Consider the following 20,675-nt stretch of genomic DNA (forward strand, 5'->3'; position numbering starts at 1 on the left):
CCGTCGCGCCGTCAGATCGCCGGGCCGAGCAGGGTTACGGGTACATCATCAAAGACGCCGACGACCTGCTCGGCCAGGAACCGTTGCCGGTGGGCGGCGTATTCCGCGTCCAGCGAGTCCCGCGAGACCACTGAGTAGAACACCGCCCCGCCACCGTTGGCCTTGGGCCGCAGCAATCGGCCCAGGCGTTGTGCCTCTTCCTGCCGGGACCCGAAGGTGCCCGAAACCTGAACGGCCACAGAGGCTTCCGGTAGGTCGATGGAGAAGTTCGCCACCTTCGAGACCACCAGGGTGGAGATCTCCCCGCGGCGGAACGCGTCGAACAGCGCCTCGCGTTCGGCGTTCTTCGTTGACCCCTGGATCACCGGGGCGCCCAGTTCCTCGCCGAGTTCCTCAAGCTGATCCAGGTAGGCGCCGATCACCAGGGTCGGCTCGCCGGGATGACGTTCCAGGATCGAGCGCACGACGGCGATCTTGGTGTGCACCGTCGAGCACAGCTTGTAGCGCTCCTCGGGTTCGGCGGTGGCGTAGAGCATGCGCTCGTTGTCGGTCATCGTCACCCGCACCTCGATGCATTCCGCCGGTGCGATCCAGCCCTGGGCCTCGATGTCCTTCCACGGGGCGTCGTAGCGCTTCGGCCCGATCAACGAGAACACGTCGCCTTCGCGGCCGTCCTCGCGGATCAGCGTCGCGGTCAGGCCCAGCCGCCGGCGCGACTGCAAGTCGGCGGTCATCCGGAACACCGGTGCGGGCAGCAGGTGCACCTCGTCGTAGATGATCAGCCCCCAGTCGCGGGTGTCGAAGATCTCGAGGTTCTTGTATTCGCCTTTGCTGCGCCGGGTGATCACCTGGTAAGTCGCGATGGTGACCGGGCGGATCTCCTTCTTCTCGCCTGAGTACTCGCCGATCTCGTCCTCAGTCAGCGAGGTGCGGGCCACCAGTTCACGTTTCCACTGCCGGCCGGCCACGGTGTTGGTGACCAGGATCAGCGTCGTCGCGCCCGCCTTGGCCATCGCGGCCGCGCCCACCAGCGTCTTACCGGCACCGCAGGGCAGCACCACCACACCGGAGCCGCCCGCCCAGAAGGAGTCGGCCGCCATCTCCTGGTAGTCGCGCAGGGCCCAGCCGTCCTGGGCCAGCTCGATGGGGTGGGCCTCGCCGTCGACATAGCCGGCGAGGTCCTCGGCCGGCCAGCCGATCTTGAGCAGCATCTGCTTGACCCGGCCGCGTTCGCTGTTGTGCACGATCACGGTGTCGTCGTCGATGCGCGCGCCCAGCATCGGGGCGATCTTCTTGTTGCGCAGCACCTCTTCCAGCACCGCGCGGTCCAGGCTGACCAGCGTCAATCCGTGTGCCGGATGCTTGATCAGCTGCAGCCGCCCGTAGCGGGCCATGGTGTCGACGATGTCGACGAGCAGCGGTTGCGGCACGGGATACCGCGAGAAGGACACCAGCGCGTCGACCACCTGCTCGGCGTCATGGCCGGCCGCCCGGGCGTTCCACAAGGCCAGCGGCGTGATGCGGTAGGTGTGCACATGCTCGGGCGCGCGCTCGAGCTCGGCGAACGGCGCGATCGCCGCGCGCGCCGCACCAGCCTGCTCGTGGTCGACTTCGAGCAGCACCGTCTTGTCGGACTGCACGATCAGTGGGCCGTCAGTCATCCCGGGCTCCTCGTAGGAAAGTCATCGGCGTCCATTATTCCGAATCGGTGCGACTAGCCGGGGGTCAGCGGTGCGCAGCGCTGCGCCGAGCACAAGGTTGAAGATCGCAGCCACCTGGTGACCGCGATCTTCAGCGTAAGCGCCGCGGAGTCCGGCACCCTCAGTCGTCGGCGGAGACCACCGAGGTCACCCGGTGGATCGCGAACTCGCGTACCCGCCCGGCCGCCGGGTCGAACGCGGTCAGCTGGCCACCGCGCACGTTGATCGGGGAGACCACGCGTTGGGTGGCCACCCCCGCCGGGTCGACGTAGCCGATCACCACCGAGGTCTGGTTGATCGCGGCGTCTTGTAACTGGGTGATGGCCATGGCCGGGTCCAGTCGCACGCTGGAGAACGGGCCGGCGGCCACCTTGCGCAGCACCGCGACGATCGCGCCGAGCGTCTGGGCCGTCGGCGGGGTGGGCGGACGGTAGACGCGACGCCGGGTCGGGGCGACGACGCGCGCGCCGCGCGCCCTGATGTCGACGACGGTGCCGGTGGAGTCTTCGGCCGCGGGGGCGAAACCGGCCTCGCGCAGCACCGTGAGTACATCGGCGATCGGCGCCTGCGACACCGCCACGGTGGGGGCGAGCAATCGGAGCTCGAGGCGGTCGGCTCCCGGCGAGGCGACGGCCTGGGCCAGCAGGGCGGGATCCTCGCACCGCAGGAACGACGCGGCGATACCGACGCGCAGCTGGCCGTGGCGGCGTGCGACGTCGTCGATCAGGTAGGTCAGGCCTTGCGGCACCGGGGTTTTCGAATGTTTGTCGAACAGCGCGTGCAGTTCGCCGGCCGTCCGGCCGGCGTCGAGCGCGCGTCGGATGGAGGTCTCGCTGATCCGGTAGACCATGGCCGCGCCCGCCGATTCCACGGTGGCGACCTCGGCAAGATGCTCGGCCAGATCCCGTTCCAGCGGGCCGGGCACGATCACGGTGAGATCGGCCTGAAGCAGGAAGTGGTCGAGCGGTTTCGGCAGTGCCTTGGCCATCGCGGCCAGCACGTCCTCGTCGGCGTCGCCGGCCAGCATGCCGCGCGCCGGTGTGCTGATCGCCCCGCGGCCGACCATGCCCAGCGCGTGGGCCTCGGTCAGCAACCCGCCGATCGTGCCGGGCTGCAGCCGCACCGCCCAGCGCGGGCGGCGCCAGATCATCGCGCGGGAGGCCTCGCCAGCGTCGATCCCGGTGCCCGGCGGCAGGTCGGCCAGCACGCTCAACAGTAGGCGGCGGTCCAGGGGAGCGGCCGTCGAGTACAACGAATCCGACAGGGCGGCAAAGGGTTTATTGTCCGGCCCGCGGCTGCCGATCAGGGCCGGCCGCGCCGGCAGGTCCAGCCAGGTCGAGGCCAGCAATTGCCAGCGGGCCGCAGTCGTGGCTTCGACGAAGCGATCGGCGGCCACCGTCGGCGCCCAGTAGGGGCCGGCGCCGTCACCCGGGTCGGGGTCCGGCATCCCGGCCGCGATCAGCCCGGCACCGGCCGTGAGCTCCAGCAACAGTCCCAACCGCGGCTCGTCGATGCCGGTGATCTTGGCCAGCCTTTTGACGTCGCGCACGCCCAGTCCGCCGGCGCGTAGCTCGGGAACCGGTGCGCTGCCCAGGGTTTCGATGATCAGCTCGATCTCGCGCAGCAGGTCGATGGCGGCACCGGCGGCCACCGCATCCACGTCGGCCGGCGTGGTGGTCGACGTCTGCAACACCGGTGCGGTCAACTCCGTCGGGCCGAGCGCCTCCCCGCGCATGGCCTGCCCGACCAACCGGGGCAGGATCACCGTCTCGTCGTCGATCCGGCGCAGCAGCCCGGCCTCCACCAACCGCGGCACCGGCCGGTCGGGCGGCGTGCCCGGTGCCGCGTCGCGGGTACGGCCGACGGGTGAACCCTCCAACAGGCGGGCCAGCAGATCGTTCTGCGGATCATCGAGCCCACCGAGCCGCGCGGCGATCTCGTCGGCACTGAGCTCGGACCCCTCGACGGTGGCCTGGCCGACATGCCAGGGCAGCCCCGAGGCCACCTCGGCGGCCACCCGGACCTCGGACTGGCCCCATAGGAGGGCCCGCTCGCGCAGATCGTCCAACGCCGCGGTCAGTTCCTCCGCGCCGACCCGCCCGCCCAGCAGCTCGGTCAGCTGCGTCACCGCGACCGCGTGGGCGTCGGCATGCAGGACCAGCAGCGCATCGAGGACGGCCAGCCGCAGGAAGTCCAAGGCGTCGGTGGCAGCCTTGACCGATTGCCGTGAGGTGGCACGTGCGGCCAGGGCGGCGATCGTTCCTGGTGGCGGCTGGCTCAGATCGGGCCGCAGCTCCAGCAGGCGGATGAGACCCGAGTCATCGAGGTCGGACAGCCAGGCACCCAACGGGATTCCGGGGGTCTTTGCGGCGGTCATATCCTGACCAGCGTAAAGCTACTTCGGGCGGTGCACCGCGCCGGTATCGCCACCAGATCGGCGGCCTGCCACAATGTGGGGCGTGGCTGACAAGAAGAAGAACCATTACGTCGACAATGGCTGGCCCGTGCTCTCCGACGGTGACGATCATGCCGTCAGCGAGCTCGCCACCGACCGCACCGGCGCGCTGTCCCCGTTCGGTGACGTGACCTTTCCGCTGCCGGCCGAAGAACTGCCCTTCATCCAGTCGGCAACCGTCGTCAACCGGTAACGGTGGAGCTGTCGCATCTCGACTCCTCCGGCGCGGCGCACATGGTCGACGTCACGGCCAAGGACGTCACGAAGCGCACCGCGGTGGCTACCGGGACGCTGCACACCCGGCCGGATGTGGTGGCCCTCATCGCCTCGGGCGGATTGCCCAAAGGTGATGCCCTGGCCACGGCGCGTGTGGCCGGGATCCTGGCCGCCAAGCGGACTCCCGACCTGATCCCGCTGTGCCACCAGTTGGCGCTGACCGGCGTGGACGTGGATTTCGATCCCGGCGAGGGGGCGGTGGCCATCACCGCCACCGTGCGCAGCACCGACCGCACCGGCGTCGAGATGGAAGCGCTGACCGCGGTGAGCGTGGCGGCGCTGACGCTCTACGACATGATCAAGGCAGTCGACCCCGCCGCACGCATCGACGACATCAAAGTGGTGCGCAAAGAAGGCGGTAAAACGGGACTGTGGGAAAGAACGTAGGAAAACACGAAGCAGTGACGCGTTCGGCCCGCGTCATCATCGCCTCCACCCGAGCCGCGGCCGGGGTATACGACGACCGGACCGGACCGCTGATCGTCGGTTGGCTGTCCGACCGTGGCTATGACGTCACCGAGCAGATGGTGGTGCCCGACGGGCATGCCGTCGGTGATGCGTTGCGCGCCGCGCTGTCCGAACGTGTCGACGTGATCATCACCTCGGGCGGTACCGGCATCTCACCCACCGACGCCACCCCTGAGGCGACGGTCTCGGTGCTCGACTATCAGATCCCCGGCCTGGCCGATGCCATCCGCCGCGCCGGTGTGCACAAGGTTCCGACCGCGGTGCTCTCCCGCGGTGTGTGCGGTGTCACCGGACAAACCCTGATCGTCAACCTGCCCGGATCAGCCGGTGGGGTCAAGGACGGCCTTGGCGTGCTCGCCGGCGTGCTGGAGCATGCGTTGGACCAGCTCGGTGGGAAGGACCATGCCAGATGAGTGCGACAGTCGTGCGGGTCGATTTGACCGAGACACCGATTTCGCTGACCGAATACGAGGCGCTGGTGGCCCATGAGGCGGCCGGGGCGGTGGTCGGTTTCTCCGGGGTGGTGCGTGATCACGACGGCGGCCGTTCGGTCACGCGGCTGGATTACTCCGCGCATCCGAATGCCCTGCAGACCCTGCAGGAGGTGGCCGCGGAGGTCGCCGCGCAGGCCGAGGGGGTGCGGGCGATCGCGGTCAGCCACCGCATCGGCACCCTGCAGATCGGCGACGCCGCCCTGGTGGCCGCCGTGGCAGCAGACCATCGCAGGGCGGCGTTCGAAACCTGCGCCCTACTCGTCGACACCGTCAAAGAGCGGCTACCCGTGTGGAAACACCAGTACTTCTCCGACGGCACCGACGAATGGGTCGGTTCGGCCTGAAACTCAGCCGCTGATGACGATGTTGCCGTCGAGGCCCTGATTCTCGATGGCCTGCTGGATCTGATCGACGTAGCTGACCGGCTGTGCGGGCGCAGGCGCCGCTTCGGGAGCCGGGGCCTCAGGGGCCGGAGCGGGGGCCTCGGGAGCCGGCGCCTGCAGTGCGGCATCGGTGATCGGGGCGGCCTCGGGTGCCGGAGCCTCGGGAGCCGGCGGCAAGGCTTCAGGTGCCGGCGGCAGGTTCTCGGGTGCCGGCGGCAAGGCTTCGGGGGCAGGCGGCAGCGGGGCGTCCATCGGGGCGGCCTCGGGTGCCGGGGGCGGCGCGTCGGGCGGCGGCGGAAGTTCACCGTTCACCTCGGGCGCATCCAGCGGGGCTGCCTCGGGCTCGGCCACGACGTTGCGCGGGGTGGCGCTGGAAAGGCCGCGCCCGCAGGTGGGCCATGCGCCCTTGCCCTGGCTGGCGAGCACGCGCTCGGCCACGGCGATCTGTTCTTCCTTGGTGGCCAGGTAGGCGGTGGGTGCGTACTCGCCGCCGCCGTGGGAGGACCACGTGCTGGGGGAGAACTGCAGACCACCGTGGTAGCCGTTACCGGTGTTGATGGCCCAGTTGCCGCCGGACTCGCAGCGGGCTACCTGGTCCCATTCGCCGTCGGTCGCGGCCATCGCGTGGCCGGCCATCGCCAGGCCGCCGCCACCGAGCACAGCCCCGGTGAAGGCGATTTTGGCGACGCTTTTTGCTGACGACGATGAAGTGGGCTTGCGGTGCCGTCCACTCATAAGCGTGAGGATTCCTCTCGTATGCGCCCACGAGGTCAGCTGTCGGGTTCGGGTGGGAGAGGTCACCCGGCCGGCGTCGTCGAAACGACGGCGGCTTCACCCCAAGGAACCGCACGCGATTCCTGGTCCTGATAAATCGGTGGACCGGTTGGGTCCCCCGCCTCCATCCTGGTGTTCGTCGTAACCCCCGCCCGGTGGATGGAGCTCGGCGCTACCGGGATGGGGTGGGTCAACTGATTAGGGTCGGTTGACTTGGAAATGAACGGTAACTGTTCCCGGCTACCGCGTCACCTTTGACGGCCTCGGGCGTTTTCCCCGCGAGCAAACATTAAAAGTTGTTTAAAGGTGCTGGTTACCGCCGCGTTCTCGCAGGTGAGAGCGGAGCTCCACCCCGCCGTAGCCAGCTCGTGACCATTTCGTTATGTGACGGGAATCACGTTAGCCGCCGGCGAAGGGGGGTAACACATCCAGCGTTTGAAGCGTTGAGACTGGCTTGCCCATATCGCGGACGGCCACCCCGTCCGACAGGTATGAGCAGCGCTTTAATACTCGGGCGAGTTCCGCGTCGCGCTCGCTGAGGTGCTCGACGAGCGTGGCGATCGTCGCGTCGCTCGCCAAATCTAACGTTTCCGTATCAACTCCGGCTGCGGCCGCGGCAGCGGCGAAATAACGGATTGTGACGGCAGTTGTCTGGGGTGTCATCTAGCCGCCGATCGCGCTCATCGGCCGGACAGGTTGGACGAAATCGGGGTCGTTGATGCCGTGCCCCGCCGGCTTGGCCCACATTGCCGTCCGCCAGGCGGCCTCGAGCGCGTCGTCGGAGGCTCCGCCACGCAACAACGCCCGCAGATCGCTCTCCGCGGTCGAGAACAGGCAACTGCGGATCTGGCCGTCGGCGGTCAGTCTGGTGCGGTCACAGGCCGAGCAGAAGGCATGCGACACCGAGGCGATCACCCCGACGGTGCCGGCGGGATGGGCCGCAGACGCGGCCACCTGCCACAGCTCGGCGGGGGCCGATCCGCGCGGCGCCTCCGAAGGCCGAAGATCGAAGTGGCGGCCCAGGGTCGCCAAGATCGTGTCGGCGTCGATCACCGTGCCGCGCTGCCAGGTGTGCCCGGCGTCCAGCGGCATCTGCTCGATGATCCGCAGCTGGTATCCGTGATCCAGGCAGTAGCCGAGCAGGGTCACCGCGTCGTCCAGTCCGGACACCGGATCGAGTACGGCGTTGACTTTCACCGGATCCAACCCGGCCGCCTTGGCCGCGGCCAGCCCGTCGAGCACATCGGCGAGCCGGTCCCGGCGGGTGATCCGGGCGAAGTGGGCGGCGTCGACGCTGTCCAGGGACACGTTGATCCGGTTCAGCCCGGCGTCTTTGAGGCCTGCCGCCCGTCGGGCCAAGCCGATGCCGTTGGTGGTCAGGGTGATCTCGGGTCGGGGTGACAAGGCGGCCGCGGCGGCCACCACGTCCTCGAGATGACGGGTGACCAGTGGCTCACCGCCGGTGAACCGCACGCTGGTGATGCCCAGCCGGGTCACCGCGATGCGCAGCAGTCGGCTCAGCTCGTCGGTGCTGAGCAGCGCTTCGCCGGGCAACCAGTCGAGGCCCTCGGCGGGCATGCAATAGGTACAGCGCAGATTGCACTTGTCGGTCAGCGAGACCCGCAGGTCGGTGGCCGCCCGGCCGTAGGTGTCGACCAGCGGGCCGCTGGTCGGGGCCGGCTCGAGCGGCTGGCGGGTCACGGTCGGCAGTCCGAGTGAGGTCAGCGTCATGCCGGCACCTTCACCGAGTCGACGGGAACGATCTCCTTGCCCAGCGGCACCAGTGACACGGGGATCATCTTCAGATCGGCCAGCGCCAGCGGGATCCCGATGATGGTGACGGCCATGGCGGCCGCGCTGACCAGGTGGCCGATGGCGAGCCAGATGCCGAACAGCAGTACCCAGATGATGTTGCCGATCAGGGCGCCGGGCCGGGTCCCCGGTTTGTCGACGATGGTGCGGCCGAACGGCCACAGGGCGTAGGAGGCGATGCGCAGGGACGCGAACCCGAACGGGATCGTGATGATCAGGACAAAACAGATCAACGCGGCCAGCAGATAGCCCAGCGCCAACCACAGGCCGCCGAAGATCAACCAGATGATGTTCAGTATCACTCGCATATGCGGCGTATCTCTCCTTTAGAGGTGCTGCAAGCCTACCGAGTAATCGAGGTGAACCGCCTGGCCGACTCCGAGTAAGATCGCTGCATCGCGTCCCGGCGCCGTCGGGACGCGGTCTTTATGTGTGTAGGTAGTTCTGACAAACGACGAGCGGGTGAGAGCAGTGCCGACCGGCAAGGTTAAGTGGTACGACGCTGAAAAGGGCTTCGGCTTTTTGTCCCAGGAAGAGGGCGAGGACGTCTATGTGCGGTCCTCGGCGTTGCCCGCGGGCGTCGAGACCCTCAAGGCCGGTCAGCGCGTGGAGTTCGGTGTGGCCGCCGGACGGCGCGGCCCGCAGGCGTTGAGCCTCAAGCTCATCGACCCGCCGCCGAGCCTGAGCCGCAGCCGGCGTGAAGCCGAGCGTCCCGAGCACAAGCACACACCCGATGAACTGCACGGCATGGTCTCGGACATGATCACGCTGCTCGAGGACATCGTTCAGCCTGAGCTGCGCAAGGGGCGCTACCCCGACCGCAAGGTGGCCCGGCGAGTGTCCGAGGTGGTCAAGGCCGTCGCGCAGGAGCTCGACGCCTAGCAGCTCGGCGGGAACACTGGGGGCATGGCTCAGGGTTCCTACGTCGCGAGCGGCAGCGGCGAATTCAACCGCGACACCAACTACATCACCACGCGCATCACGCGCAATGGTGCTGACGGCTACCCCGTCGAGGCCGGCCGTTATCGGTTGATCGTGGCGCGAGCCTGTCCGTGGGCCAATCGAACGATCATCGTGCGCCGGTTGTTGGGCTTGGAAGATGCGCTGTCCATCGGCTTTTGCGGCCCGACGCACGACGCGCGCAGCTGGACGTTCGACCTCGACCCCGGTGGGGTCGATCCGGTGCTGAAGATCCCGCGGTTGCGCGACGCGTACCTCAAGCGGTTCGGCGACTACGAGAAGGGCATCACCGTGCCCGCGATCGTCGAGGTGGCCACGGGTGAGGTGGTGACCAACGACTACGCCCAGATGACGCTGGACTTCTCCACCGAGTGGACGGAGTTTCACCGCGACGGTGCCCCGCAGCTGTATCCCGAGCCGTTGCGTGCCGAGATCGACGAGGTGGCCCAACGGATCTACACCGAGGTCAACAACGGCGTGTACCGCTGCGGTTTCGCCGGTTCACAGCAGGCCTACGACAAGGCCTACGACCGGTTGTTCGCCGCGCTGGACTGGCTGAGCGAACGGCTGAGCACGCAGCGGTATCTGGTGGGCGACACCATCACCGAGGCCGACGTCCGGTTGTTCACCACGCTGGCCCGCTTCGATCCGGTGTATCACGGCCATTTCAAGTGCAACCGGTCCAAGCTCAGCGAGCTACCGGTGTTGTGGGCCTATGCCCGCGATCTGTTCCAGACGCCGGGGTTCGGCGACACCATCGACTTCGTCCAGATCAAGCAGCACTACTACATCGTGCATTCCGACATCAACCCGACGCAGATCGTGCCCAAGGGTCCGGATCTGGCCAACTGGCTTACGCCACATGGCCGGGAAGCGTTGGGCGGCAGGCCTTTCGGCGACGGTACCCCGCCGGGGCCGACGCCCGAGGGGGAGCGAGTACCGGCCGGGCACTCAGCGGGCTGACGCCGGTTTCTGCGGCCAGACGGTGCTCACCGACCACTCGGCGTGCGGCAGCGCGAACTCTTTGCCGTCCTGGTCCTGCACCAGGGTCAACAGTTGGACGGCCAATCCGGTGAGCCGGCCGCGGTTGGGGTCGACGGTCGGGATGGTGACGGCCAGGGTGGTCTTGGGCGCGTAGTACGAGACCGTGGTGTCGATCGGGTTCTCGTAGACCCGCAGCAGCCGCCACGGTGCCCGCGCGATCGCGCTGGATACCGAGAGCTGTACCGGGTTGTCCTCGCGGACCGGCAGCTCGCCGGTCTCCTGCGGGTCGACGCAGTCGTCGAGGTTGAGCACCTGGCAGTACTGGAACGGGCCGATGCGCACCGAGTGCCCGTGTGAGTAGGCGCTGATCTGCGGCAGTTGATCGCCATGGCCGCGGCTGAGCTTCCAGATTCCGACGCCGGTGCCGGCGATGGCCAGGACCACGACGGCGGCCAGGATCATCACGGTGCGCTTCACCTGCTGCCGCCTTGTCGAGCGGCCAGCACCGGGCGGTTGCCGCCGAGGCCGGGAATCAGCGATTCGCCGCGATAGCTCACGATTGTCTGCGCGAGACCGAGTATCAGCACGGCCGTGATCGTAGTGAACCCGACTGAGAGGTCTGTATAGATCAGCACTCCGGTCGCACCGCCGGCCACCCAGGCCAGCTGCAACACCGATTCGGAGCGGCCGAAGGCCGAGGCCCGGGACGCCTCGGGAAGGTCATCCTGCAGGGAGGCGTCGAGGGAGGCCTTGGCGATGGCGCTGGCGGCGGAGGTGACGAGCGTGGCCCCGGCGGCCACCAGAAGGTTTCCGGTGAGCGCGGCGGCCAGCGCGACGACCGTCACCGCGGTCGCGGCCCGCACCACCAGTTGTGCGGGGTGGCCCAGCTTGAGCCGGGCGGCAGCGATGTTGCCGCCGAAGTTGCCGATGCCGGCCGCGGCGCCGATCAGGCCGAGGATGAGCAGCTGTTCCCAGCCGCTGGCGTCGTGCGACTTGGCGACGAACGCGGGATAGAGGAACAGGAAGCCGACCATCACCTTGATGGTGCAGTTGCCCCACAGCGCGGTGATGGTGTTGCGACCCAGGGGTTGTCGCTCGGCCTTGGGCTTGTCGGGGTGACGGCGCAGCTCGCCGGCACCACCGCCCGACTGACCGTGGTAGCTCAGCGTCGTGGGCACCTCACCTTCGGTGACCTCCACCCACTTCGGGATCCGCATCGACAGCACGGCGCCGGCCACCGTGACGGCGACCACCACATACAGCGCGCCGGGCAGTTGCGCGACGTTGAACAGATACTCGGCGCCCGCAGCGATCCCGCCGCCCACGACGGTGCCGCCGAGCAGACCGAACGTCGTCAGCCGCGAGTTCACCCGGACCAGGTCGATCGACGGCGGCAACACGCGCGGAGTGACCGCGCTGCGCAGCACCGAGAACGATTTGGACAGCACCATCATGCCGAGCGCGCACGGGTAGAGCACCCAGGACGGATAGCTTCCGGTGGCACCGTCGTAGTTGGCGATCAGCACGACGATCAGCGCGGTGCGCAACGCGAACGACGCGGCCAGCGCCATCCGTCGGCCGTGTTGCAGGCGGTCCAGCGCGGGCCCGATCAGCGGGGCGATCACCGCGAACGGGGCAATCGTGATCAGCAGGTACAGCGCGACCTTGCTCTTGGACTCGCCGCTGGCCGCGGCGAAGAACAGCGTGTTGGCCAGGGCGACGGCCATGGCCGCGTCGACGGCGAAGTTCGCCACCACGGGCCAGGTGAGCGCGGTCAGGCCGGACTTGTCGGCGCCGTCGGCGGTGGCGGCGCGGTGCACGAAACCGTACATCCGCGTGCCCATTTCGCGGCTTCGGGCGGCGGCGGCCCGAGTGACGGTGACCTTCTCGCCGGCCGCCGAGCCGACCCCGCGCGAGCGTGGCGGTTCATCGTGCTCGGAATACGTGGCGGTGTGTTGCTCGTCGAGCGGTGGCAGCCAGCGATTGGAACTGGGCACCGATTGCCGGCGTGGCCGACGCGGCGTCTCATCACTGGGATAGTTGGCCATTCCGGGATGTTCCGCACCGCGATCGGTCGGTGGCCGCGGCGGGTAATAGGTCACGCCCCGATTCTCTCTCATCTGCCGCCGCGGTGGCCGACAGGCAACCGGTGTGGCTCGAGGTTGCCCCGGTCAGGCACTATGGAGGCGATGGAAAGCGTGACCGAACCAGCTGAGCAGTCTGCCCAAACCCCTCCGGCGGCCCCGTCGCCGGAGCAGGAAGCGGTGCTGTTGGGTGCCACCGAGCAGGCCCGCGCGGCGCTGATCGAGTTCAGCGGCCTGGGCGCGGTGGGTGAATACCTCGGTGCGAGCATCGAGGACTCCGCCTCGGCTACGCACCGGTTCCTGGCCGATCTGCCTGGTTACCGCGGCTGGCAGTGGGCCGTCGTGGTGGCCGCCTACCCGGGTGCCGACCACGCCACGATCAGTGAGCTGGTGCTGGTGCCGGGCCCGACGGCGTTGCTGGCTCCGCAGTGGGTGCCCTGGCAGGACCGGGTGCGCCCCGGCGATCTCGGCCCGGGCGATCTGCTGGCCCCGGCTCCGAATGATCCGCGGCTGGTGCCCGGGTATGCCGCCACCGGGGATCCGCTGATCGATGACACCGCGCTGGAGCTCGGCCTGGGCCGGCGCCAGTTGCTCAGTGAATGGGGCCGCGCGCAGGCGGCGCAACGCTGGCACGACGGGGATTACGGGCCCGGTTCGGCGATGGCCCGCTCGACGCGCCGGGTCTGCCGTGATTGTGGCTTTTACCTGCCGCTCGGCGGCGCGCTGGGCGTGATGTTCGGAGTCTGCGCCAACGAGCTGTCCGCCGACGGGCACGTGGTGGAGGCCGAGTACGGCTGCGGCGCCCATTCGGACACGCCGCAACCGCCGGGCACCGGGTCGCCGATGTACGAACCGTACGACGACGGTGTGCTCGATCTCGCCGACTGAGGCGGGCTCAGCTCTCGGCGGCGGCCTTGATGCGGGCCAGCGAGGCCTTCATCCCGTCGACGAGCTCGTCCTCGAAGCTGGGCACGCCGCCCATGAGGGCATTCACCAGCGCATTGGACACGGCCGAGGTGCCGTTCTCGGCATGGCGGGACTCCGTCACCCGGGTGCCGTTCGCCGTCGGCTCGAGTTCGTAGGTCCACACGGTGTTGTTGGCCTCCACCAGGAACGCCAGCTTCTGTTTGTCGATCACCTCGGTGAGGCGTGACGTGGTGGGCCAGAACAGGAACTTGCGCCGGTTGAGGTTGAACGTGCGGGTGCCCGGACGCACCGGTCCCAGCGGTTTCATCAGCCGGCACTGCGGGCTCCACTGCGGCATCAGGCGCAGGTCCGAGATCAGGCCCCACACCTTGTCGACGGGCGCGTCGATGTCGATGCTGGCTTGCAGTAGTGGTGCGGCCATGGTGTCTCCTCAGGTCAATCCGCTTTGCGCGCCGCGAGATCCGCGTCGCACCGCACGGCGCTGGATCAGGAATATAGACGTGCCGAGCACACCGATCGCCAGCCCCGCGACGGTGAACGGCCGCCACTCGTGCAGTGCGTCCACCGTGAACGACAGGATCGTGGCGATCAGCCAGGCCGTGGCGATCACCAGGATCACCGGCCACGGTTCCAGCAGCGCGGCAGGCAATGCCGGAGGTTGCGGCGCCGGGTCGTTGGTTTCCTCGGTCATCGCCGACCAACGTATCCGATCCGGTGACCATTCATTGGTCTTCGTTTTAGCCCTTTGCGCTCGGCGGCTCAGTACTATTTGCGATGTGAAAGATCCGGAATCGGTGCTCGCGAATGATCTGGCGCTCGCAGTTGTGCGTCTCGCGCGCCAATTGCGCACGCGGCGTGCGGAATCCCCGGTTTCGCTGACCCAGTTCTCGGCGCTGGCCACGTTGGTCAAGGAAGGCGCGATGACGCCGGGCGCGTTGGCAATCCGGGAGCGCGTACGCCCGCCGTCGATGACCCGGGTGATCGCGTCGTTGTCCGAGCAGGGTCTGGTGATCCGGGCCGCCCATCCGGTCGACGGGCGTCAGATCGTGGTCTCGGCATCGTCGGCTGGCAGGAGTCTGGTCGAGGCCGAACGCCGCGCCAGCCAGGAATGGCTGATGACTCATCTGTCCCGGCTGAACGCGGCCGAACGTCAGACCCTGCTCACCGCGACCAACCTGATGTCGGCCATGGTCGTCGAAGGCGCGTGAGTCTGCTGAACGTCGTCGACATCGATGATCCGGCCGATCCCCGGTTGGACGACTTCCGCGATCTCAACAGCGTGGACCGCCGCCCCGATCTGCCCAGCGGCAAAGGCCTGGTGATCGCCGAGGGGGTGCTGGTGGTGCAGCGGATGCTGGCCTCCCGCTTCGTCCCTCGGGCGCTGCTGGGCACCGACCGGCGGCTCGCCGAGCTGGCCACCGACCTCGACGGCGTGGAGGTGCCGTTCTATCGCGCCAGTGCCGAGGTGATGGCCGCCGCGGTCGGGTTTCATCTGAACCGCGGCGTGCTGGCCTCGGCCTCGCGCGCGCCGGAACTGTCGGTGGCCGAGGTGATCTCCGAAGCACGCACCGTGGCGGTGCTCGAAGGGGTCAACGATCACGAGAACCTCGGGTCGATCTTCCGCAATGCCGCCGGGCTGGCAATCGATGCCGTGGTCTTCGGCGCCGGATGTGCCGATCCGCTGTACCGCCGTGCGGTGCGGGTGTCGATGGGGCATGCCCTGCTGGTTCCGTTCGCCCGCGCCTGCTCCTGGCCTGATGAGTTGGAACTGTTGCGAGACAAGGGATTTCGACTTCTGGCCATGACGCCGGACCCGGCCGCGGCGACGCTGTCGGAGGCGATGACGCAGCTGGACGCGCAGCGGGTGGGCATCCTGGTCGGCGCGGAGGGGCCGGGCCTGACCGAGCGGACGATGCGGGCCAGCGATGTGCGCGTGCGGATTCCGATGTCGCGCGGCACCGATTCGCTCAATGTGGCGACCGCCGCGGCGTTGGCGTTCTACGAGCGTGCCCGCCTCGGAGGCTGACGCTAGATTGACACCGTGACCGACGATTCCACGCCGTGGGGTACCGGCTTGACGGTGGCCGGCTTTGTGGCCGCAGTGCTGGGTGCCGCGATCGTGGTGCTCGGCATGGGGCTGTTGCGGGTGCACCCGCTGCTGGCGATCGGGCTCAACATGGTGGCGGTCGGCGGGCTGGCTCCCACGGTGTGGGGGTGGCGGCGCCGTCCGGTGTGGCGGTGGTTTGTGCTGGGGTCGGCCGTCGGCGTGGCGGGTGGCTGGTTGGTGCTGTTGGCCATCGGGTTGAGCCAAGCCTGAGCGGGTCCTCCTCAGTGCTGAAGATTGGGGTCGCCAGGTAGCCCCGATCTTCAGCGTTGGCGGCTTTCCACGTCAGGCCGCCAGTTCCACTCGGCCGAATTCGCAGTCCGGCCCGCAGGCGTGGCCATTCACCGTGATGCCGTGTCGCCGCATCACCTGGGCGATCTTCGCGGCGGTCCGGCACGGTCGGTCGAAAACCTGACGGTAGGACAGTCGGACGGTCGAGCGGCCATCGACCGCGGCGTCCAGGTCACGTTCGGCATCCCGGCTGCGGGCCGATGCCGTGTTGTGAAACAGGAGACCATCGAGTTCGACACTCGACATCTCGGTAGCTCACTCTCGCCGACGAGGTCGACCGCTTCTGACGGATGGCCCGGGGCAACCCGTGCGCCCGTTCCACACGATTGAGGTACCCGTGCTCCAGGACCGAGCAGGTGCCCTCGGCGATGTCGACGATCACCGCACGTAGCCAGCGGCGTCTTCGAACCCGCTGACGAGCGTCGAGGGCGTGCAGTAGGCGCCGCGCGGTGGTCCGCCGCGACTGGCACGCGTCGGCCAGCACCGCGATCGCATCGAACTCGGATTTGGCCAGGCATGCGACGTCAAGGGCGGCTTCTTCGAAACGCAGCCGTGGCGGCCCGACGTGCCAGAGCACCCGCTCTTCCAGGTGGGTCAGATGGTGGATTCGCACTCCTGGGGGCTCGGCCAGCACGCCCCGGTCGCGGGAGACTGCGACATGGATTACCGCACCCTCGTCGGTCAACGCCGATTGCAGGCACAACGCCGCCGGCGCCGCGTAAAGCACTGCGGCCCAAGCTCGTTGCAGCCATGTCAATGGTCCGGTGTGATCGATGTATACGCCGTCGTGGACCCGGGCCCACTCATTGCGCCGGAGCAACCGTCGAATGTCGTGCGGCTGCAGCCCCGCATCCAGGGCTTGTCGACGCGAAATGACGCCCGACTGCTGCCGAAGCACGTCATCGATATCCACGCCGTCGATGCTCGCCGACCAGCCCCGCTGTGACCAGACCCGTTCCGCGCCTCTGTGGATAACTACCAACGCTGAAGATTCGGGCTACCTGGTGACCACAATCTTCAGCACAGGCAGTGAGATCAGAGGATCAGGGTTGCGTGCCCGACGAGCGAACCCCCAGCAACACGTCCTCCCAGGCCGGAACCGTCGCGCGGGCCTTGCGGCTGCGCTTGGGGGCCGGGGGAGCCGGAGCCTGCACTTCGGGCGCCGCGACCTGCTGGGGCTCGGAAGCGTCCTGGACCTCGTGCGTCTCGTGGTCGTCGAACAGGTGCGGCACCGCGGCCACAGGACGCAGCGGCCGGCCCATCTCGGGGTTGATCAGCTGACGGGCGGCGTCGTCAGAGGCGGTGACGGTGCCACCGTGGGCGCCCGGGCTGAACCGGAAGTGTGCGACGTTGTCCGACCGCCCCGCCTTCCAGGCCAGCTGCACCGTCCAGCGGCTGTCCTCGTTACGCCAGGCGTCCCAGGCGATGGAGTCGGGATCGAGGCCGCGGGCCACCAGCGCCGTCGTGACCGTTTCCAGCAGGGTGAGCACGGCCGGTCCGTCGGCCAGCACCGGGTGCGCTGCGGTGGCCAGCTCAGCCGCGCGGGCGCGCTCCAGCAACACCGGATGGGCGAACCGCTCGACCCGCTCGATGGGCACTCCGGCGGCGGTGGCCAACTGCTCGACCGATGCCCCGGCGCGGATCTTCGCCTGAATCTCCTTGGGTCGCAGCACGTTCTGCACCTCTACATCGATCTCGGACTGATTCGAGGTGACCGTGTCGCCGCGCATCGCTGCGCGCAGACGGTCGTCGACACGCAAGCTGAACATGTCCTTGGCGGAGTCGTCGGATTCGCAGATGATGCGCCTGCCGTCGACGTTCAATCCAACGACTCTGAGTTCTCGCATACCGACCAAACCTCCTGCGCGAACCCTACTGCGTTATCAGCCCGTGACCGCGCTGACACGCTGGGGAGGCGTCAGAGGTTCTGCACGACCCAGTCGACGCAGCTGGTCAGGGCGCTCACGTCCTCGGGATCCACGGCCGGGAACATGCCGATGCGCAGCTGGTTACGGCCCAGCTTGCGGTAGGGCTCGGTGTCCACGATGCCGTTGCTGCGCAACACCTTGGCGACCGCGGCGGCATCGACGGATTCGCTGAAGTCGATCGTGCCGACCACCTGCGAACGCAGCGCCGGATCGGTGACGAACGGTGTGGCGAAGCTCGACGCCTCGGCCCACGAGTACAGCCGCTGCGAGGAATCCGCGGTGCGTTTGACGGCCCAGTCCAGGCCACCGTTGCCGTTGAGCCAGTCCAGCTGTTCGGCCAGCAGGATCAGCGTCGCGATGGCCGGGGTGTTGTAGGTCTGGTTCTTCAGGCTGTTCTCCACCGCGATCGGCAGCGACAGGAAGTCGGGCACCCAGCGGTCCGTCGCGGCGATCGTCTCGATACGCGCCAGCGCGGCCGGGCTCATGATGGCCAACCACAGCCCACCGTCGCCGGCGAAATTCTTCTGCGGCGCAAAGTAATACGCATCGGCGTCGGTGATGGTCACGGGCAGGCCGCCGGCCGCAGAGGTGGCGTCGATCAGCACCAGCGCGTCGCCGGCCGGGCGGGTCACCGGCACCGAGACACCGGTCGAGGTTTCGTTGTGCGCCCAGGCCACGGCGTCCACCGAGGGGTCGGACTGCGGCTCGGGGGCGGTGCCCGGGTCGGTCTTGACCACGATCGGGTCACCGATGAACGGGTTCTTGGCCACGCACGAGGCGAACTTGCTGCTGAACTCGCCGTAGGTCAGGTGCAGGGACTTCTTGTCGATCAAGCCGAACGCCGCGGCATCCCAGAACGCGGTCGACCCGCCGTTGCCCAGGATCACCTCATAGCCGTCGGGAACCGAGAACAGCTGACGCAGCCCGTCACGGACCCGGCCCACCAGATTCTTAATCGGGGCCTGCCGATGGGACGTGCCGAACAGATCCCCGGCAGCAGCCAACGCGGTCAGTTGCTCGGGGCGGACCTTGGAGGGGCCACATCCGAAACGGCCGTCGCGGGGCTTGAGTTCGGCAGGGATGATGAGTTCAGCCATACCGACCAGCCTAAAGACGGCCGTTACCGCGTCAAAATTCGGGCACCGCGGGTGGTGACGGCCACAGTGTGCTCACTGTGCGCGGCGCGGGCCCCGGTGGTGCTGCGCAGCGTCCATCCGTCCGGGTCGTGGACGTAGCCGGTGGTTCCGTCGGCGATCAGCATCGGCTCGATCGCGATCACCAGGCCGGGCTGCAGTGTCATGCCTTCGCCGCGTCGACCGACGTTGGGGACGTGGGGCGCCTCGTGCATCGTGCGTCCGATGCCGTGTCCGCCGTGGTTGGCCAGCAGTCCGTATCCCGCCTCCCGGGCCACCGCGGCAATCGCGTGGCCGATGTCGCCCAGCGTGTTGCCGGGGCGCACCGCGGCGATGCCGGCGTCCAGGGCCGCGTCCGTCGCCTCGATCAGGGCGGTGTCGGCAGGGTCGGGGGTGCCGACGACGAAACTGCGCGCAGCGTCGCCGCACCAGCCGTTCAGCGTTGCGCCGAAGTCCACCGACACCAGGTCACCGTCGGCCAGCACGGTGCCGTCGGGGATGCCGTGGACGATCGCGTCGTTGACGCTGACGCACAGCACCGCGGGGAAGGGTTTGGGGGCCCAGCGGGGGTGGTAGTTCAAGAAGGGCGAGGAGGCGCCATGCGCGGTGAGGATGTCGGCGGCGATGCGGTCCAGATCGGCGGTGGTATCCCCGGCAGCGGCCTTCGCGACGATCGCCTGCAACACTTCGGCGACCACCGCTCCCGCGGCTGCCATCGCCTCGACCTGCGTTTCTGTCTTCAGGCTGACCATGGCGTGTTCCTGGTTGGCAAACTTTTCGAATCAGGCATGGACATCTACTCGATACCTGCGGTACCGTTGTACAACAAGTGGGTAGATGTAAACCTCAGACAATGATAGAGAGGTCTGCAACATGGCTCGGACCAAGATGGTCAGGCGTTGGCGCAAGAACATGGACGTCAGCGACGACACCCAGTACGTCGACATGCTCACCACACTGTCCGAGGGGTCGGTGCGGCGCAACTTCAACCCGTACAAGGACATCGAGTGGGACTCGCCGGAATTCGCCGTCGTGCCCAACGACCCGCGCTGGATCCTGCCCGCGACCGATCCGATGGGCGGCCATCCCTGGTACCAGGCGCAGCCCGTCGAGCGGCAGATCGAGATCGGCATGTGGCGTCAGGCCAACGTCGCCAAGGTCGGCCTGCACTTCGAGAACATCCTGATCCGCGGGCTGATGGAGTACTCGTTCTGGGTGCCCAACGGGTCGCCGGAGTACCGGTACTGCCTGCACGAGTCGGTTGAAGAGTGCAACCACACCCTGATGTTCCAGGAGATGGTGAACCGCATCGGCAAGGATGTGCCGGGCATGCCGCGGCTGCTCAAGTGGGTGCAGCCGCTGATCCCGCTGGCCGCCGGCCCGCTGCCGATCCCGTTCTTCTTCGGCGTGCTCGCCGGTGAGGAGCCCATCGACCACACCCAGAAGAACGTGCTGCGCGAGGGCAAGGCCCTGCATCCGATCATGGAGCGCGTCATGGCGATTCACGTCGCCGAGGAGGCCCGGCACATCTCGTTCGCACACCAGTACCTGCACAAGCGGGTGCCGAACCTGCGCCGCCGGCAGCGCTGGATCCTGTCGCTGTTCGTGCCGCTGACCATGCGCATCCTGTGCTCGGCCATCATCGTGCCGCCGCGGGCGTTCTGGAAGGAATTCGACATCCCCCGCTCGGTGCGCAAGGAGCTCTTCTTCAAGGCGCCCGAGTCGCGGAAGATGCTGCGGGACATGTTCGGCGACGTCCGGATGCTGTGCACCGACACCGGGCTGATGAACCCGATCGCCAAGCTGATGTGGAAGATCTGCAAGATCGACGGGCCGCCGAGCCGGTACCGCAGCGAGCCGCAGCGCGAGCACCTGGTCCCCGTGACGGCCGCCTAGTCCTGT

General features: G+C 68.2%; 24 protein-coding genes, 1 pseudogene and 1 riboswitch. Of the genes and pseudogenes, 11 read left to right on the forward strand and 14 right to left on the reverse strand.

Annotated elements, in window-relative coordinates:
• Positions 1–11: 11 nt before the first annotated feature.
• Both A5699_RS13330 and A5699_RS13335 read right to left on the reverse strand, forming a co-directional pair.
• Entirely contained in the window at positions 12–1,661 is a 1,650-nt protein-coding gene (locus A5699_RS13330; protein ID WP_067769917.1) for a DNA repair helicase XPB, read from the reverse strand.
• Between the two features lie 160 nt (positions 1,662–1,821).
• The gene (locus A5699_RS13335; RefSeq protein ID WP_067769919.1) at positions 1,822–4,077 is read right to left on the reverse strand and encodes a helicase-associated domain-containing protein; all 2,256 of its coding nucleotides are present in this window, start codon (positions 4,075–4,077) and stop codon (positions 1,822–1,824) included.
• 73 nt (positions 4,078–4,150) lie between these two features.
• On the opposite strand from A5699_RS13335, the gene A5699_RS13340 reads away from it, so the two are divergent.
• The 4 genes from A5699_RS13340 to A5699_RS13355 are packed head-to-tail and all read left to right on the forward strand — an operon-like array spanning position 4,151 to position 5,737.
• Positions 4,151–4,348: a hypothetical protein gene (locus A5699_RS13340; RefSeq protein ID WP_067769921.1), complete on the forward strand. Its 198-nt coding sequence runs from the start codon at positions 4,151–4,153 to the stop codon at positions 4,346–4,348.
• Positions 4,349–4,350: 2 nt separating this feature from the next.
• Entirely contained in the window at positions 4,351–4,818 is a 468-nt protein-coding gene (gene moaC, locus A5699_RS13345) for a cyclic pyranopterin monophosphate synthase MoaC (protein ID WP_067769923.1), read from the forward strand.
• A gap of 14 nt (positions 4,819–4,832) precedes the next feature.
• Positions 4,833–5,312, forward strand: a complete 480-nt coding sequence (locus A5699_RS13350; RefSeq protein WP_067769925.1) for a molybdenum cofactor biosynthesis protein B — start codon at positions 4,833–4,835, stop codon at positions 5,310–5,312.
• Entirely contained in the window at positions 5,309–5,737 is a 429-nt protein-coding gene (locus A5699_RS13355; RefSeq protein ID WP_067769926.1) for a molybdenum cofactor biosynthesis protein MoaE, read from the forward strand. Before A5699_RS13350 ends, A5699_RS13355 begins: the two co-directional genes overlap by 4 nt.
• Positions 5,738–5,740: 3 nt before the next feature.
• Here A5699_RS13355 and A5699_RS13360 read toward each other — a convergent pair whose 3' ends face one another.
• The 4 genes from A5699_RS13360 to A5699_RS13375 form a co-directional block, all read right to left on the reverse strand.
• Positions 5,741–6,511: a transglycosylase family protein gene (locus tag A5699_RS13360; RefSeq protein ID WP_067769928.1), complete on the reverse strand. Its 771-nt coding sequence runs from the start codon at positions 6,509–6,511 to the stop codon at positions 5,741–5,743.
• 9 nt (positions 6,512–6,520) lie between these two features.
• A riboswitch (cyclic di-AMP (ydaO/yuaA leader) is annotated at positions 6,521–6,732 on the reverse strand.
• 217 nt (positions 6,733–6,949) lie between these two features.
• On the reverse strand, positions 6,950–7,213 hold the full coding sequence (locus tag A5699_RS13365) for a MoaD/ThiS family protein (protein WP_067769930.1): 264 nt from the start codon (positions 7,211–7,213) through the stop codon (positions 6,950–6,952).
• Positions 7,214–8,281, reverse strand: a complete 1,068-nt coding sequence (moaA, locus tag A5699_RS13370) for a GTP 3',8-cyclase MoaA (RefSeq protein WP_067769932.1) — start codon at positions 8,279–8,281, stop codon at positions 7,214–7,216.
• Positions 8,278–8,670 carry a YccF domain-containing protein gene (locus A5699_RS13375; RefSeq protein WP_067769934.1) on the reverse strand — a complete coding sequence of 131 codons (393 nt, stop codon included), beginning with the start codon at positions 8,668–8,670 and terminating at the stop codon, positions 8,278–8,280. Before A5699_RS13375 ends, moaA begins: the two co-directional genes overlap by 4 nt.
• Before the next feature lie 163 nt (positions 8,671–8,833).
• On the opposite strand from A5699_RS13375, the gene A5699_RS13380 reads away from it, so the two are divergent.
• Complete coding sequence (locus A5699_RS13380; RefSeq protein ID WP_067769936.1) at positions 8,834–9,244, forward strand: cold-shock protein; 411 nt, start codon at positions 8,834–8,836, stop codon at positions 9,242–9,244.
• A 24-nt stretch (positions 9,245–9,268) separates the two neighbouring features.
• Positions 9,269–10,285, forward strand: a complete 1,017-nt coding sequence (locus A5699_RS13385; RefSeq protein WP_067769938.1) for a glutathione S-transferase family protein — start codon at positions 9,269–9,271, stop codon at positions 10,283–10,285.
• Here A5699_RS13385 and A5699_RS13390 read toward each other — a convergent pair.
• Positions 10,274–10,783 carry a DUF2771 domain-containing protein gene (locus A5699_RS13390; protein WP_067769940.1) on the reverse strand — a complete coding sequence of 170 codons (510 nt, stop codon included), beginning with the start codon at positions 10,781–10,783 and terminating at the stop codon, positions 10,274–10,276. The two genes, A5699_RS13385 and A5699_RS13390, sit on opposite strands and share 12 nt — an antisense overlap.
• A complete protein-coding gene (locus A5699_RS13395; protein WP_157561231.1) occupies positions 10,780–12,354 on the reverse strand; it encodes an MFS transporter in 1,575 nt (524 codons plus the stop codon). The genes A5699_RS13390 and A5699_RS13395 overlap by 4 nt, the downstream gene beginning before the upstream one ends.
• A gap of 141 nt (positions 12,355–12,495) precedes the next feature.
• Between A5699_RS13395 and A5699_RS13400 the strand changes: the two genes are divergently transcribed.
• Positions 12,496–13,278 carry a DUF3027 domain-containing protein gene (locus tag A5699_RS13400; RefSeq protein ID WP_067770028.1) on the forward strand — a complete coding sequence of 261 codons (783 nt, stop codon included), beginning with the start codon at positions 12,496–12,498 and terminating at the stop codon, positions 13,276–13,278.
• Positions 13,279–13,285: 7 nt separating this feature from the next.
• Here A5699_RS13400 and A5699_RS13405 read toward each other — a convergent pair whose 3' ends face one another.
• The gene (locus A5699_RS13405) at positions 13,286–13,738 is read right to left on the reverse strand and encodes an SRPBCC family protein (protein ID WP_067769945.1); all 453 of its coding nucleotides are present in this window, start codon (positions 13,736–13,738) and stop codon (positions 13,286–13,288) included.
• Positions 13,739–13,747: 9 nt separating this feature from the next.
• A complete protein-coding gene (locus A5699_RS13410) occupies positions 13,748–14,008 on the reverse strand; it encodes a DUF2530 domain-containing protein (RefSeq protein WP_067769947.1) in 261 nt (86 codons plus the stop codon).
• A gap of 85 nt (positions 14,009–14,093) precedes the next feature.
• Here A5699_RS13410 and A5699_RS13415 point away from each other — a divergent pair, with 85 nt between their 5' ends.
• From A5699_RS13415 to A5699_RS13425, 3 genes are read left to right on the forward strand one after another with little or no spacing between them, the layout of a single operon-like run.
• Positions 14,094–14,525 (forward strand): MarR family winged helix-turn-helix transcriptional regulator, encoded by a 432-nt coding sequence (locus A5699_RS13415; protein ID WP_067769949.1) that lies wholly within the window; start codon positions 14,094–14,096, stop codon positions 14,523–14,525.
• Positions 14,522–15,343, forward strand: a complete 822-nt coding sequence (locus A5699_RS13420) for an RNA methyltransferase (protein WP_067769951.1) — start codon at positions 14,522–14,524, stop codon at positions 15,341–15,343. Before A5699_RS13415 ends, A5699_RS13420 begins: the two co-directional genes overlap by 4 nt.
• A 15-nt stretch (positions 15,344–15,358) precedes the next feature.
• The gene (locus tag A5699_RS13425; protein ID WP_067769953.1) at positions 15,359–15,634 is read left to right on the forward strand and encodes a DUF2537 domain-containing protein; all 276 of its coding nucleotides are present in this window, start codon (positions 15,359–15,361) and stop codon (positions 15,632–15,634) included.
• A 72-nt stretch (positions 15,635–15,706) separates the two neighbouring features.
• On the opposite strand, the pseudogene A5699_RS13430 reads toward A5699_RS13425, so the two are convergent.
• The 4 genes and pseudogenes from A5699_RS13430 to map all read right to left on the reverse strand — a co-directional run bounded on the left by A5699_RS13430 (position 15,707) and on the right by map (position 19,525).
• Positions 15,707–16,625 (reverse strand): annotated as a pseudogene (locus A5699_RS13430) (type IV toxin-antitoxin system AbiEi family antitoxin domain-containing protein).
• A gap of 130 nt (positions 16,626–16,755) precedes the next feature.
• Complete coding sequence (gene sepH / locus A5699_RS13435) at positions 16,756–17,559, reverse strand: septation protein SepH (RefSeq protein WP_067769955.1); 804 nt, start codon at positions 17,557–17,559, stop codon at positions 16,756–16,758.
• A gap of 71 nt (positions 17,560–17,630) precedes the next feature.
• Entirely contained in the window at positions 17,631–18,737 is a 1,107-nt protein-coding gene (gene serC, locus A5699_RS13440) for a phosphoserine transaminase (RefSeq protein ID WP_067769957.1), read from the reverse strand.
• A gap of 23 nt (positions 18,738–18,760) precedes the next feature.
• The gene (gene map / locus A5699_RS13445; RefSeq protein ID WP_067769959.1) at positions 18,761–19,525 is read right to left on the reverse strand and encodes a type I methionyl aminopeptidase; all 765 of its coding nucleotides are present in this window, start codon (positions 19,523–19,525) and stop codon (positions 18,761–18,763) included.
• A gap of 121 nt (positions 19,526–19,646) precedes the next feature.
• On the opposite strand from map, the gene A5699_RS13450 reads away from it, so the two are divergent.
• Complete coding sequence (locus tag A5699_RS13450) at positions 19,647–20,669, forward strand: diiron oxygenase (protein ID WP_067769961.1); 1,023 nt, start codon at positions 19,647–19,649, stop codon at positions 20,667–20,669.
• Positions 20,670–20,675 lie beyond the last annotated feature (6 nt).

Source organism: Mycobacterium sp. E802 (assembly GCF_001666875.1).
Lineage (GTDB): Bacteria > Actinomycetota > Actinomycetes > Mycobacteriales > Mycobacteriaceae > Mycobacterium.